Origin of the sequence: Nocardioides antri, from assembly GCF_008373765.1 — a bacterium.
In the GTDB taxonomy this organism is placed as follows: Bacteria; Actinomycetota; Actinomycetes; order Propionibacteriales; family Nocardioidaceae; genus Nocardioides; species Nocardioides antri.
This window is the reverse complement of the sequence record NZ_VUJW01000003.1, coordinates 414192-427179: the sequence shown is the minus strand read 5'-3', so window position 1 is coordinate 427179 and position 12988 is coordinate 414192. Positions and strand designations below refer to the sequence as shown.

Sequence of the window (12988 nt, the reverse complement as noted above, 5' to 3'; positions counted from 1 at the left end):
GAGTTGATGATCGAGCACATGACGTGGAGGCGTGGTCTCGCGGCAGCAGGAGCTTCCCTGCTGCTCGCCGTGTCCGCCTGCAGTGAGTCGGGGGGTTCGTCCGACGCGGCCGACGACGCCTCGACGAGCGACAGCCCGATGACCGAGAGCACCGAGGAGTCGACCGGGACCACCGCGCCGCCGTCGCCCACCGGCGACCCGTCCAAGGAGGGTGGCTGGAAGTTCCTCCCCGACTGCGCCGAGCTCGCCGAGTCGATCGTCCCGGGTGAGGAGCTCGTCGAGGGCGAGGCCTCCGAGGGCCGCTCGTGCCGCTTCACGCTCGGCAGCGAGGACGACCCGCTCGGCACCCAGTTCGTGTGGATCACCCGCGGTGGCGGGGAGTACCCGAAGAAGTTCAAGAAGGCCGAGGTGACCGAGGCCCTCTCGGAGGCCGGCCAGGACGACCGCGAGTGGGTGTCGTCGGTCGAGGAGATCGACGCGCCGGGCTGGGCCTACGGCGTGCGCCACGACGAGACGCTCGGCAAGTCCGAGCGGTCGTCGTACCGGCTCTTCGCGTTCTCGAGGAACGGCGACCTGCTCAACTGCTACACGAGCATCGACGAGGAGCACCTCGACGCGTTCCTCAGCTGGTGCGACGACGTCAAGGCGGCGGTCAGCCCGTGACCACGGCAGACCAGTTCGAGGTGCTGCACCACGCGGTCATCGCCAGCCAGTTCGTCAAGGACCTCGGCATCATCGAGACGGCACCCGCGCTCCGGAAGGCCGACCGCATCGCCCCCGGCATGCTCTCGTTCCTCGAGCGGGCGATGCTCACCAACCTCGTGGCCCGGACCTGGCGTGGCGACGGTGCCATCGTCGACGGCGGCAGCTTCCTGGGGTCCTCGATCGCGGCCTCGGGCGAGGGCGTCCGGGCGAGCACAGTGTTCGACGGCCGGACGGACCGCTTCCCCGAGGGCAAGCCGATCCACGGCTACGAGCTCGGCTACCTCCCCCTCCCCAAGAACAAGAAGGAGCAGGTAGGGGTCTGGAACGGCGTCGAGTACAAGTACGGCGAGAGCTTCGTGCCGATCCTGGAGGAGGCGGTGGCCCCCTACCGCGACCTGGTCGAGCTCCACATCGGCGACCTGAACGACGAGAGGTGGTACGACGCACCGATCGAGATCGCCTTCATCGACGTCTGCAAGACCTCGCGACTCAACGCCCACGTGTCTCGGGAGTTCTACCCCGCCCTGATCCCGGGGGCGTCGACCCTGATCAACCAGGACTTCTTCTTCGACCGGCTCCCGTGGATCAAGGTCACCATGGGCTACCTGAAGGACTACTTCACCTGGGAGGGGCAGGTCGCCTCCAGCTCGATCTACCGGAACGTCAAGGCGGTGCCTGCCGACGTCGCCGCGTTCGACCCGTTCCTCGAGGCCGGCTACGAGGACTGCCTCGCGCTGCACGACGCGGTCGAGTTCCCCGGGCTGGACCGCAAGTTCGAGTTCCGGATGTGCCTCTCCCGTGCCTACCTCATGGCGTCGAAGGGTGCGAAGGACGACGCTCTCGACACCCTGAAGACCGTCGAGTCGACGTACGCCGACATCCTGGGTGACGTGGAGGCCGACCGGGGCTTCCAGTACCGCCTCGACCGGGCGACGAGGCAGATCACCAGCGGCAACATCTCCGGGGCGTTCTGAGCCCGGCGACCGAGACGCAGAGAGCCCCGCACCGACCGGTGCGGGGCTCTCGCGTTCGAGCAGGTGTCAGCCGTTGATCATGCCGGCGCCGACGGTCACGCCGGTCGCCTCGTCGATCAGGATGAACGAGCCGGTCCAGCGGTTCTTGGCGTAGGGGTCGCTCAGCAGCGGCACCGTCGTGCGCAGCTGCACACGGCCGATCTCGTTGACGCCGAGCTCCTTCGTCTCCTGGTCGCGGTGCAGCGTGTTGACGTCCAGGCGGTACTGGATGTCCTTGACCAGGGCCCGGCCGGTGCGGGTGGTGTGCTTGATGGCGAGCTTCTGCCGCGGCTTGAGCGGCGTCGTCGTCATCCAGCACACCATCGCGTCGATGTCCTGCCGCGGCTCCGGGGCGTTCTTGACGCGGGCGATCATGTCGCCGCGCGACACGTCGACGTCGTCCTCGAGGTGGACGGTCACCGACATCGGCGGGAACGCCTCGGTGATCTCCTGGTCGAACAGGTCGATCTTGGAGATCCGCGACGTCATGCCGGACGGGAGGACGACGACCTCGTCACCCGGCTTGAGCACGCCGCCCGCGACCTGGCCCGCGTAGCCGCGGTAGTCGTGGAACTCGTCCGACTTCGGCCGGATGACGTACTGCACCGGGAAACGTACGTCGACCAGGTCCCGGTCGGACGCGACGTGCACGTGCTCGAGGTGGTGCATGAGCGTGGGACCGGAGTACCAGTCCATGTGCTCGGACCGGTTGACGACGTTGTCGCCGTTGAGCGCCGAGATCGGGATGACCTCGAGGTCCGGGATGTTGAGCTTGGTCGCGAACTGCGTGAACTCGCTGTGGATCTTCTCGTAGATCTCCTGGGAGTAGTCGACGAGGTCCATCTTGTTGACCGCGAGCACGAGGTGCGGGACGCGGAGCAGCGAGAGGATCACGGCGTGCCGGCGCGACTGCTCGGTGAGGCCCTGACGGGCGTCGACGAGCACCAGGCCGAGGTCGGCGGTCGAGGCGCCGGTCACCATGTTGCGGGTGTACTGCACGTGGCCCGGGGTGTCGGCGATGATGAACTTGCGGTTGGGCGTCGCGAAGTAGCGGTAGGCCACGTCGATGGTGATGCCCTGCTCCCGCTCCGAGCGCAGACCGTCGGTCAGCAGCGCCAGGTCGGTGTAGTCGTAGCCCTTCGACGAGCTCGTCGCCTCGACGGCCTCGAGCTGGTCCTCGAAGATCGACTTCGAGTCGAGCAGCAGCCGGCCGATCAGGGTGGACTTGCCGTCGTCGACGGAGCCCGCGGTGGCGAACCGGAGAAGGTCCATGCCCATACCTCGGTTGGTGGCGGTCATCAGAAGTAGCCCTCCTTCTTGCGGTCCTCCATGGCAGCCTCGGAGAACCGGTCGTCACCACGGGTCGCGCCGCGCTCGGTGACGGTGGCGATCGCGACCTCGGCGATGATCTCGTCGATCGTGGACGCGGTGCTCTCGACGCACCCGGTCAGGGTCAGGTCACCGACCGTGCGGAACCGGACGGTCCGCTCCTCGACGACCTCGCCCTCGCGGCACGGGTTGTGCTCGCTCTCGGAGAGCAGCATGCCGTCGCGCTCGAACACCCGGCGCTGGTGGGAGAAGTAGATCGAGGGGATCTCGATGCCCTCGCGGCCGATGTAGTCCCAGATGTCCAGCTCGGTCCAGTTGGAGATCGGGAAGATCCTCATGTGCTCGCCCTCGTGGAGGCGGCCGTTGTAGAGGCTCCAGAGCTCGGGGCGCTGGTTCTTCGGGTCCCACTGGCCGAACTCGTCGCGGTGGGAGTAGACCCGCTCCTTCGCGCGCGCCTTCTCCTCGTCGCGGCGGCCGCCGCCGAAAGCGGCGGTGAAGCCGTTCTCCTCGATCGCGTTGAGCAGCGTCCCGATCTGGAGCCGGTTGCGGCTGGTCTTGCCGTCGTCGACGACGATGCCGTCCGCGATGGCCTGCTCGACGGAGGCGACGATCAGCCGGACACCGAGCCGGTTGACCCAGTTGTCACGGGTTGCCAGCACCTCGGGGAAGTCGTAGCCGGTGTCGACCTGCAGGACGGGGAACGGGATCTTCGCCGGGTAGAAGGCCTTCTCGGCCAAGCGCATCATCACGATGGAGTCCTTGCCGCCGCTGAACATCAGCACCGGCTTCTCGAACTCCGCCGCGACCTCGCGGAAGATGTGGATTGACTCGGCTTCTAGTTGGTCGAGCTGGCTCAACCGATAGTCGCTGTGGGTCTGGGACATGCGGAGCATCGTGCCATGCAGCGCCTTGCAACGCGGCATCCCCGCGAAGCGTGTAGACAAATCTACGAGTTTGGCCTCCGCGGGCCTACGCTGAGGCCGTGGCCGCCGACTTCGTAGCCCGGCTCGGGTCCCGCGCGTCGGTGCCGGACGAGGTGCGTTCCGGCTGGGGCGTCCCTGAGTACGTCGGTCTCATGGCCCGCCAGGAGGGCATCGACGAGGAGCTCCGCCGGCTGGCGTACGGCGCCGCCCGGTCCCTGCGCCGGCTCGACCCCGAGCGACTGCTGGCGCTGGTCACGGCCATGGCCCGGCCACCGTCGGCCGAGCTCAACAAGGCCCGGCTCGCCGACGCCGCCGGGATCCCGGCGACCACCGTCTCGCCGTACGTCGATGTCATCGAGCGGCTGGGCGTGGTGCGGATGCTGCCCGGGTCCCGGGCGCTGGTGACGCGGCGGGCGGTCGCCCGCCCGCGCGTCGTCTTCGCCGACCCGGCTGTCGCCCGCCACCTCGGCGGCCACAGCCCGCAGGAGCTCGCCGAGCTCGCCGGGCGTCGCCGGCTCGCGCCGCTGCTGGAGGGCGTCGTCATCACCGAGCTGCTCCGGCAGCGCTCGACCAGCGCGGTGGAGTACCAGGTCGGCCACCTCCGCGAGCGCAACGGGCTGGAGGTCGACCTCCTCGTCGAGCTCCCCGACGACACGGTCTACGGGATCGAGATCCGGACCGCCGCCGGCTTCCGGCCCCACCAGTTCCGCGCGCTCGAGGCGCTCGCCGTGCGGGCCGGGTCGCGGTTCCGCGGGGGGATCGTGCTCAACACGGCGTCCGTCGGGTTCAAGTACCGCCCCGGCATGTGGGGCCTTCCCATCTCGGCGCTGTGGGAGTGGGACGCCCAGGATCGACGTCCCTCCGCAACCTGACGTTCGCGCAGGCGTCCTTGGCGCGACGCATCGGCTGGCCACGGTCGAGACATGAAGATCGCCGTTGTCGGCACGGGCTACGTCGGCCTGTCGAACGCCGTGGTCCTGGCCCAGCACCACCAGGTGGTCGCCGTCGACATCGACCCGCACCGGGTCGACCTCGTCAACGACCGGGTGTCACCGATCGAGGACCCCGAGCTCGAGGACCACCTCCGCAACCACCCGCTCGACCTCAAGGCCACGCTCGACCCGGGCCTGGCCTACGCCGGCGCCGACTTCGTCGTGGTCGCCACGCCGACCGACTACGACGTGCGCACCCACTACTTCGACACCTCGACGGTCGAGAAGGTGGTCAGCGAGGTCCTCGAGATCGACCGCGACACCCCGGTCGTCATCAAGTCCACCGTGCCTGTGGGGTTCACCGAGCGGATGCGCCGCGAGCACCCCGGCGCCACGATCATCTTCTCCCCGGAGTTCCTCCGTGAGGGCCGCGCCCTCCACGACAACCTGCACCCGTCCCGCATCGTCATCGGCGCCTCCACCCGCTCGCCCGCCGCGGTGACGCTGGGCAGGCGGTTCGCCGACCTGCTCGCCGAAGGTGCGATCGACGACGACGTACCGGTCCTCGTCACCGAGCCTTCGGAGGCCGAGGCGATCAAGCTGTTCGCCAACACCTACCTCGCACTGCGGGTCGCGTACTTCAACGAGCTCGACACCTACGCCGCGACGCACGGCCTCGACACCCGGCAGATCATCGAGGGGGTCGGCCTCGACCCCCGGATCGGGGTGCACTACAACAACCCGTCGTTCGGGTACGGCGGCTACTGCCTGCCGAAGGACACCCGCCAGCTGCAGGCCAACTACCGCGAAGTCCCGCAGAACCTGATCAGCGCGATCGTGGAGGCCAACACCACCCGCAAGGACTTCGTGGCCGCCGACGTCCTGCGCCGCAAGCCGGCCGTGGTCGGCGTGCACCGGCTGATCATGAAGTCCGGCTCCGACAACTTCCGGATGTCGTCGGTCCAGGGCGTCATGAAGCGGATCAAGGCCAAGGGCGTCGAGGTGATCGTCTACGAGCCGGAGCTCGACGAGGCGTCGTTCTACGGCTCGGAGGTGGTGCGCGACCTCGCCGACTTCAAGGCGCGCGCCGACGTGATCATCGCCAACCGGCGTACGGACCTGCTCGCCGACGTGGTCGAGAAGGTCTACACCCGCGACATCTACGGCCGCGACTGACGAGGACTATCAGGTCCGGGCCTTCGCGGCCTTCCGCGACTTACGGTCGCCCGGCAGCTTCTCCAGCTCGGCGACGGTGGGGGCGCCGAACATCGGCAGGCCGTGCTGCTTGCGGAGCAGCCCCCACACGACCGGGACCAGCACCAGCATCACGATGCCCACAAGCGCGACGACGATCGCCTCGAGCGTCTCCTGGCCCTCGCCGAACGGGTGCAGCCCGGCCTTGAAGAGGAGGGCTACGCCGGACATCGTCAGCACGACGACGATGCCGCGGCGGATGACGGACTGCGGGACCCGCGGCGCGATCCGGCTGCCGATCAGGGTGCCGGGCACCGAGCCGATCACCAGCGGGATCAGCAGCGCCCAATCGAGGCCGTGGATCAGGATGTTGGCGATCGCGGCGCTGAGGACGAGCGGCACCGCCTGGACGAGGTCGGTGCCGACCAGCTTCACCGCCGACAGGCCCGGGTAGAGCATGAGCAGCGCGATCATGATGACCGAGCCGGAGCCGACGCTGGTGATGCCGACCAGCAGGCCGCCCAGCATGCCGACGAGCAGCGTCGGGATCGGCCGGATCGGCGGGTTCTCGGACGGCGTCGCCGCGCCGCTGCGCACCCGGCGCAGGTTGATGTAGAGACGCAGGGCGTAGGTCGACGCCGCGAACAGCAGCGCGATGCCGATGCAGAGCTTGAGGGTCTGCTCCAGCTGCTCGGTGTCGTCGGTGAGGGCGCTGACGAGGTAGGGCCCGATGAACGCCATCGGCACCGAGCCTGCGATCAGCCACCCGGCGAGCCGCAGGTTGGGCGAGCCCTCCCGCGCGTGGGTGATGGCGCCGCCCGTCTTGTAGATCGCAGCCGCGGTCAGGTCCGCGGTGACGATCGACGCCGTGTGGCCGACCCCGAGGAAGATCAGGGCGGGCGTCATGAGCGCGCCGCCGCCCATGCCGGTGAGGCCGACGACGATGCCGACGAAGAATCCGGCGGCGACGATCGAGAGCGCCGTGAGGGTGAGCAGCTCGCTCATGGTGTGGTCCTTCCCGGTCCCGCCAGGCGGGGCATGACGACCTTCAGGAGTCCGTCGATCTGGTCGGCGCACAGCTCGGCCGCTGCCCGCCCGCGGTTGAAGGGGTCGCTGATCTCGTGCGCAGCGCTGGCGTCCGCCCGCCGGTGGCCGGCGTGGGCGATCAGCTCGGCCCCGACCAGGGTCGGGTCGAGGCGGGAGGCCGTGTCGGCGAACTGACCGAGGGTGAACACCTTGCGGAAGGACCCGGGCGCCTCCTCCAGCACGAACTCCCGGTGGGTGGTCTCGGCGGTCAGCACCAGGTCGGCGGCCTCGACCAGCTCGCGGGTCAGGCGGCGGCTGCGGAACGCCGCGATCCGCTCGTCGCTGATGCCGCGGCTGCTGAGGACGTCGGCCATGGTCGCGTCGACGCCCCGGTCGCGGAAGCCGTGGGTGCCGGCGCTGGCGAACTCGATCGGGCCGGCCGCGTCGCCGAGGACGGTGCTCGCCCGCAGCTCCATGTAGGGCGAGCGGCAGATGTTCGCCGTACACACGAACAGGATGCTGACCCCGCCGGTCGAGGCGGCGCGCGCGGGTGCGGTGGTCTCGAGGCTCGGCGCCGGGGCGCCCCGCACCTCGACCGCCGGGGGGCTCACGCGGCCGGCGGCGGGTGCGTCGTGGTCGACGAGGTCGAGGTAGCCCGCGTCGCGGAGAGCGACCAGCACGTCGTCGAGCGCGTCGTCGATCGTGCGCCCGGTCGTGTCGACCCGGACGTCCGCGTCCTGCGGCTCCTCGTAGGGCGAGGAGATGCCGGTGAACTCGGGGATCTCGCCGCGGCGGGCCTTGGCGTAGAGGCCCTTGCGGTCGCGTCGCTCGCACTCCTCCAGCGGCGTGGCGACGTGGACGAGGAAGAAGGCGCCACCGGCGTCGGCGACGTACTGCCGCACCTGCTGGCGGGTCTCGTCGAACGGCGCGATGGGGCTGCACACGGCGACGCCGCCGTGCCGGGAGATCTCCGCGGCGACCCAGCCGATCCGGCGGATGTTCGTCTCGCGGTCCTGCTTGGAGAAGGTCAGGCCGGCCGACAGGTTCCGCCGGACGACGTCGCCGTCGAGGCTGGTCAGCGTGCGGCCGCCGTGCTCGAGCAGCCGGTCCATGAGGGCCTGGGCGAGGGTGGACTTGCCGCTGCCCGAAAGGCCGGTGAAGAAGATGACGAGGCCCTGCTCGGCCGGCTCCGGCCGGTCGGCCCGGACGACGTCGGCCACCGCGGCGGCGGGCGTGCCACCCGGTGCCAGGTCGAGCACCGGGTCCGGCCCGGCGTAGTTGGCGACGACCTGGGCCCGCAGGGCCGCGTCGGCCGTCGCGTCGCCGTGCGTCGCGAGGGGTACGGCGACCACGTCGACCGCCGTGCCGTCGGCGGCCACGAGGTCGGCGATGCGGAGCGTCGCCCGGAGCAGGCCGACCGGGGAGAGGGCAGGCGTGCCGCGGCCGACGAGGGCCAGCAGCGTGACGTCACCGACGTCCCGCAGCTGCGCGACCTGCTCGTCGCTGATCGCGTCGGCGACGGTCACGAAGGTGCGCCCGGCGTACTGCTCCCGCACGGCGGAGGGGGCGAGGTAGAGCCGCCGGAACGGCCCGTACTGGGCGTGGGTCAGCGGGGTGACCGCCCATCCGGCAGGACCGCCGGTCAGCGTGGCGAGCGGAAGGCCCTCCGGGTCGACGAGCTCGACGGCACCGCCCGCCTCCACCTCGGACGCGAGCGCGTCCGGCAGCGCGATCGTGACCGGGCTCCCCGGCTCGTTGAAGCCGACCGTCGGCGCCATCGCCCCGACCGCCAGCAGCTCGAGGTCGTCCAGCTCGCGCGGCGACGGGCAGTGCTGGGGCAGGGGAGGACGCGACACCCTGCGCATCCTGCCAAACCCGCGCAAGACCATAGGAATTACCGACAAGGTGGGTGTGGCGGCCCGCTCCGTGTGAACCAGTTCACTTCCGTGGCGCTTGCAAAGTGCTAACTATTGCTAGCACACTGGCCCCATGGTGAAGGCGACGGTGAGCGGGACGGTGGGCGCTCTCGGTGACTACCTCAAGGAGCAGCGCACACAGTCGCGCCTCTCCCTGCGGCAGCTCGCCGAGCAGGCCGGCGTCTCGAACCCCTACCTGAGCCAGATCGAGCGCGGGCTCCGCAAGCCCTCGGCAGAGGTGCTGCAGCAGATCGCGAAGGCGCTGCGCATCTCCGCGGAGCAGCTCTACATCCGGGCCGGGATCCTCAGCCCGGATGACGGCGTGGGTGGGTCGGTCGAGCTCGCCGTTCTCGGCGACACCGGCCTCACTGAGCGGCAGAAGCAGTCGCTCCTCGATGTCTACGCGTCGTTCCTGGCGCTCAACGCTGCCGACGAGGCCCTGGCGCCTGCGGACAGCGACGAGCCCGGTGAGGCCGACGTGTCGACCGCCCTGTCCGACCAGTAAGCACGTCCCCCAACAAACACGAAGGGTGTTTTCTGCATGCCTAAGATCGAGCTCCCGAAGATCGAGGTTCCCAAGGTCGACCTCAAGAAGGTCGACCTCGGGTCGATCGAGGTCCCCGAGGTCGCCGCGAAGCCGCTGTACGCCGGTGTCGGTGCCACCGACCTTGCCGTCGAGAAGGTCAAGGGCTACGTGACCGACGTCCAGACCAAGGTCAACGCCCGCGTCGCCGACGTCCAGAAGTCCGTCAAGGAGTTCGAGGTTCCGCAGCCGAAGAGCCTCCAGGACAAGGCTGTCGCTCAGATCAACGACAACCGCTCGAAGTTCGAGGCCAAGCTCGCCGAGCTCCAGGCCGACGCCAAGGCGCTGCCGACCAACGTCAAGAGCAAGTACGACGAGAACGTCGCCATCGTGACCCGGCAGTACGCCGACCTCGCCAAGCGCGGCGAGTCTGTCGTCACCAAGCTCCGCAAGGGTGACGACGTGAAGGCCCCGGCCTCGGTGCCCGGCTCCGTCGCCAAGAAGGCCCCGGCGAAGAAGACCCCCGCCAAGAAGGCCCCGGCCAAGAAGGCTGCCGCCAAGAAGGCTCCGGCCCAGAAGGCTCCGGCTCAGAAGGCTCCGGCCAAGAAGGCCGCCGCCAACAGCTGATCCGTCAGCCGCCTGATCGGAACAGGGCCCCGGGGGTTGAACCCTCGGGGTCATGTTCATTTCGACGGATAGGATCGCCGCACCATGGATGTCTTCCTGATCGAGGATTACGTGCAGCTCGTCGTGTTCTTCGTGCTGCTCGCCGTCAAGATCTTCGCGTTCGCCAGCTCGCTGCTCTACTCGGCCGAGTCCTACGTCGCCGCCGACAAGCTCAACAAGGCGACGTGGTGCAGCATCCTGGGCATCGCCGTGCTGCTGCAGCTGATCCCGATCCTCTTCCTGATCAACCTGGCCGCGACCGTCGCGGCCCTGGTCTACCTCGCGGACGTGCGGCCCGCTCTCGCCGGCCTGCGCCGTCGTTGACGTACTGCAGAATTTCGTCAACAAAAGTTCTCCGAATCCGTACCCCCGGTATGCACGCGGTCGTTACCGTGGGGGAGCCGGCTGCCGTGGGAGCGTCCGGGGAGGCACGAGAAGGCTGTGGGAGTGGATCTGTGATCGGTGACAGTGCAGTTCGACCGTGGGGTTCCTGGCAGGTCCTGGACGAGGGCGACGGCTTCAAGGTGAAGCGGATCGTCGTCGAGCCCGGCGCGCGGCTCTCCTACCAGACCCACGAGCACCGGGCCGAGCACTGGACGGTCGTCTCCGGCACCGCTACCTGCGTGATCGACGGCAACGTGCTCGTGCTCGAGGTGGCCGACTCGGTCAACGTCGCGATCGGCGAGCCCCACCGGATCACCAACGAGCACGACGTGCCCCTGGTGATCATCGAGGTCCAGCACGGCACCTACACCGGCGAGGACGACATCTGCCGGCTCGAGGACGACTACGGCCGCGTAGAAGTCTGAGTCACTGGCCCTTGGCGGCGTAGGCCGCCTCGGTCGCCGCCTTGTGCGGACGCCACCAGTCCTCGTGGTCGGTGTACCACGCGATGGTCTGCGCCAGGCCGGCCTCGAGGTCGCCGTACGTCGGGAGCCAGCCGAGCGCGTTGCGCAGGTGGCCCGTCTCGATGGCGTAGCGGACGTCGTGGCCGGCGCGGTCGGCCACGTGGTCGAAGTCGTCGGGGTCGCGTCCCATCAGGCGCAGGATCAGCTGCACCATCTCGAGGTTCGAGCGCTCGCCGTCGGCGCCGACCAGATAGGTCTCGCCGATCCGGCCGCGCTCGAGGATCGTGAGCAGCGCCGAGCTGTGGTCGTCGACGTGGATCCAGTCGCGGATGTTGTCGCCGGCCCCGTAGAGCCGGGGTCGCCGGCCGTCGAGGAGGTTGGTGATCTGCCGCGGGACGAACTTCTCGACGTGCTGCCACGGCCCGTAGTTGTTGGAGCAGCACGAGATCGTCGCCCGGACGCCGAAGCTGCGGACCCACGCCCGCACCAGGTGGTCGGAGCCCGCCTTCGTCGCGGAGTAGGGGCTGCTCGGGTCGTACGGCGTGTCCTCGGTGAACCGCTGGGGGTCGTCGAGCGCGAGGTCGCCGTACACCTCGTCGGTGGAGACGTGGTGGAGGCGGACGTCGGCCTTCCGTACCGCCTCCAGGACGGTGAACGTGCCGACCAGGTTGGTGTGGACGAAGGGCGCCGGGTCGCGCAGCGCGTTGTCGTTGTGTGACTCCGCGGCGAGGTGCACGACGGCGTCGTGCTCGGCCACCAGCGGGTCGACGACCGACGCGTCGGCCACGTCGCCGACGACCAGTCGGAGACGGTCCTCGGGGAGCCCCTCGAGAGCAGGGGGGCTGGCGGCGTAGGTCAGCTTGTCGAGCACGGTCACGGCCGCGTCGGTGTGGGCGAGCAGGTGGCGCACGAAGTTGCAGCCGATGAACCCCGCGCCGCCCGTCACCAGGATCCGCTGATGCACATCCGGCACACTAGCCGGATGCGGGGGATCATCCTGGCGGGCGGCACGGGCAACCGGCTCCTGCCGATCACCCAGGCGATCAGCAAGCAGCTCATGCCGATCTACGACAAGCCGATGGTCTACTACCCGCTGTCGACGCTCATGCTGGCAGGGATCCGCGAGATCCTGGTGATCACGACGCCGCGCGAGACCGACCTCTTCCGGCGACTGCTCGGTGACGGTTCGCAGCTCGGCATCGAGGTGTCGTACGCCGTACAGCCCTCACCGGACGGGCTGGCGCAGGCGTTCGTCATCGGCGAGCAGCACATCGCGGATGGATCGTCGGCGCTGATCCTCGGCGACAACATCCTCTACGGCCCTGGCCTCGGGGGGCAGCTGCGGCAGTTCGACCACGTCGACGGCGCCGCGGTCTTCGCCTACCCGGTCGCCAACCCGGAGGACTACGGCGTGGTCGAGCTCGACGCCGACGGCCGTCCGGTCGCGCTCGTCGAGAAGCCGGAGCGGTCCCGCAGCAACCTCGCCGTGCCCGGGCTCTACTTCTACGGCCCCGACGTCGTCGAGCGGGCCAAGCGGCTCCGGCCGTCGCCACGCGGCGAGCTGGAGATCACCGACCTCAACCGCGGCTACCTCGAGGAGGGCCGGCTCTCCGTGCAGGTGCTGCCGCGCGGCTCCGCCTGGCTGGACTCCGGCACCTTCGATGCGCTCAACGACGCCAGCAACTACGTCCGGACGCTCGAGGCGCGCCAGGGCACCAAGGTCGCTGCTCCCGAGGAGGTCGCCTGGCGGATGGGCTACATCGGCGACGACGAGCTGCGGGCGCTGGGGGAGAGGCTGCTCGCCAGCGGGTACGGCGACTACCTGCTCGGCCTGCTCGGGGACGATCGCCGCGGCCCGTCGTGAGAAGTTCAAAGATTCCTGCGAATCGCCTCGGCGCGACGAGCGCCGTGCG

The 12988-nt window shown here is 69.5% G+C and carries 14 protein-coding genes; 9 read left to right on the top strand and 5 right to left on the bottom strand.

The window, feature by feature from the left end; all coding sequences use genetic code 11:
- Positions 1-18 precede the first annotated feature (18 nt).
- Together F0U47_RS08260 and F0U47_RS08255 are read left to right on the top strand one after the other, a co-directional pair.
- Positions 19-663 (top strand): hypothetical protein, encoded by a 645-nt coding sequence (locus F0U47_RS08260; protein ID WP_149749819.1) that lies wholly within the window; start codon positions 19-21, stop codon positions 661-663.
- Positions 660-1679 (top strand): hypothetical protein, encoded by a 1020-nt coding sequence (locus F0U47_RS08255; protein ID WP_149749818.1) that lies wholly within the window; start codon positions 660-662, stop codon positions 1677-1679. Before F0U47_RS08260 ends, F0U47_RS08255 begins: the two co-directional genes overlap by 4 nt.
- Positions 1680-1745: 66 nt before the next feature.
- Here the strand turns inward: F0U47_RS08255 and F0U47_RS08250 are convergent, their stop codons facing one another.
- Together F0U47_RS08250 and cysD are read right to left on the bottom strand one after the other, a co-directional pair.
- Positions 1746-3017 (bottom strand): sulfate adenylyltransferase subunit 1, encoded by a 1272-nt coding sequence (locus F0U47_RS08250; RefSeq protein WP_246159528.1) that lies wholly within the window; start codon positions 3015-3017, stop codon positions 1746-1748.
- Complete coding sequence (gene cysD / locus F0U47_RS08245; RefSeq protein WP_149749817.1) at positions 3017-3931, bottom strand: sulfate adenylyltransferase subunit CysD; 915 nt, start codon at positions 3929-3931, stop codon at positions 3017-3019. Before cysD ends, F0U47_RS08250 begins: the two co-directional genes overlap by 1 nt.
- 98 nt (positions 3932-4029) lie before the next feature.
- On the opposite strand from cysD, the gene F0U47_RS08240 reads away from it, so the two are divergent.
- Complete coding sequence (locus tag F0U47_RS08240) at positions 4030-4842, top strand: DUF4143 domain-containing protein (protein WP_149749816.1); 813 nt, start codon at positions 4030-4032, stop codon at positions 4840-4842.
- 51 nt (positions 4843-4893) lie between these two features.
- Positions 4894-6078 carry a nucleotide sugar dehydrogenase gene (locus tag F0U47_RS08235; RefSeq protein WP_149749815.1) on the top strand — a complete coding sequence of 395 codons (1185 nt, stop codon included), beginning with the start codon at positions 4894-4896 and terminating at the stop codon, positions 6076-6078.
- A 9-nt stretch (positions 6079-6087) separates the two neighbouring features.
- Here F0U47_RS08235 and F0U47_RS08230 read toward each other — a convergent pair whose 3' ends face one another.
- Complete coding sequence (locus F0U47_RS08230; RefSeq protein ID WP_149749814.1) at positions 6088-7101, bottom strand: sulfite exporter TauE/SafE family protein; 1014 nt, start codon at positions 7099-7101, stop codon at positions 6088-6090.
- Positions 7098-8978: an adenylyl-sulfate kinase gene (cysC, locus tag F0U47_RS08225; RefSeq protein WP_246159527.1), complete on the bottom strand. Its 1881-nt coding sequence runs from the start codon at positions 8976-8978 to the stop codon at positions 7098-7100. The genes F0U47_RS08230 and cysC overlap by 4 nt, the downstream gene beginning before the upstream one ends.
- A 133-nt stretch (positions 8979-9111) precedes the next feature.
- On the opposite strand from cysC, the gene F0U47_RS08220 reads away from it, so the two are divergent.
- The 4 genes from F0U47_RS08220 (at position 9112) to F0U47_RS08205 (ending at position 11036) form a co-directional block, all read left to right on the top strand.
- The gene (locus F0U47_RS08220; protein ID WP_149749812.1) at positions 9112-9543 is read left to right on the top strand and encodes a helix-turn-helix domain-containing protein; all 432 of its coding nucleotides are present in this window, start codon (positions 9112-9114) and stop codon (positions 9541-9543) included.
- 36 nt (positions 9544-9579) lie between these two features.
- On the top strand, positions 9580-10188 hold the full coding sequence (locus F0U47_RS08215; RefSeq protein WP_149749811.1) for a hypothetical protein: 609 nt from the start codon (positions 9580-9582) through the stop codon (positions 10186-10188).
- 84 nt (positions 10189-10272) lie between these two features.
- Positions 10273-10551 carry a DUF2516 family protein gene (locus F0U47_RS08210; protein ID WP_149749810.1) on the top strand — a complete coding sequence of 93 codons (279 nt, stop codon included), beginning with the start codon at positions 10273-10275 and terminating at the stop codon, positions 10549-10551.
- Between the two features lie 131 nt (positions 10552-10682).
- Positions 10683-11036 carry a phosphomannose isomerase type II C-terminal cupin domain gene (locus F0U47_RS08205; protein ID WP_149749809.1) on the top strand — a complete coding sequence of 118 codons (354 nt, stop codon included), beginning with the start codon at positions 10683-10685 and terminating at the stop codon, positions 11034-11036.
- 1 nt (position 11037) lies between these two features.
- On the opposite strand, the gene rfbB is transcribed toward F0U47_RS08205, so the two are convergent.
- A complete protein-coding gene (rfbB, locus tag F0U47_RS08200; protein ID WP_149749808.1) occupies positions 11038-12039 on the bottom strand; it encodes a dTDP-glucose 4,6-dehydratase in 1002 nt (333 codons plus the stop codon).
- A gap of 18 nt (positions 12040-12057) precedes the next feature.
- On the opposite strand from rfbB, the gene rfbA reads away from it, so the two are divergent.
- Positions 12058-12939 (top strand): glucose-1-phosphate thymidylyltransferase RfbA, encoded by an 882-nt coding sequence (gene rfbA / locus F0U47_RS08195; RefSeq protein WP_149749807.1) that lies wholly within the window; start codon positions 12058-12060, stop codon positions 12937-12939.
- Positions 12940-12988: the final 49 nt, after the last annotated feature.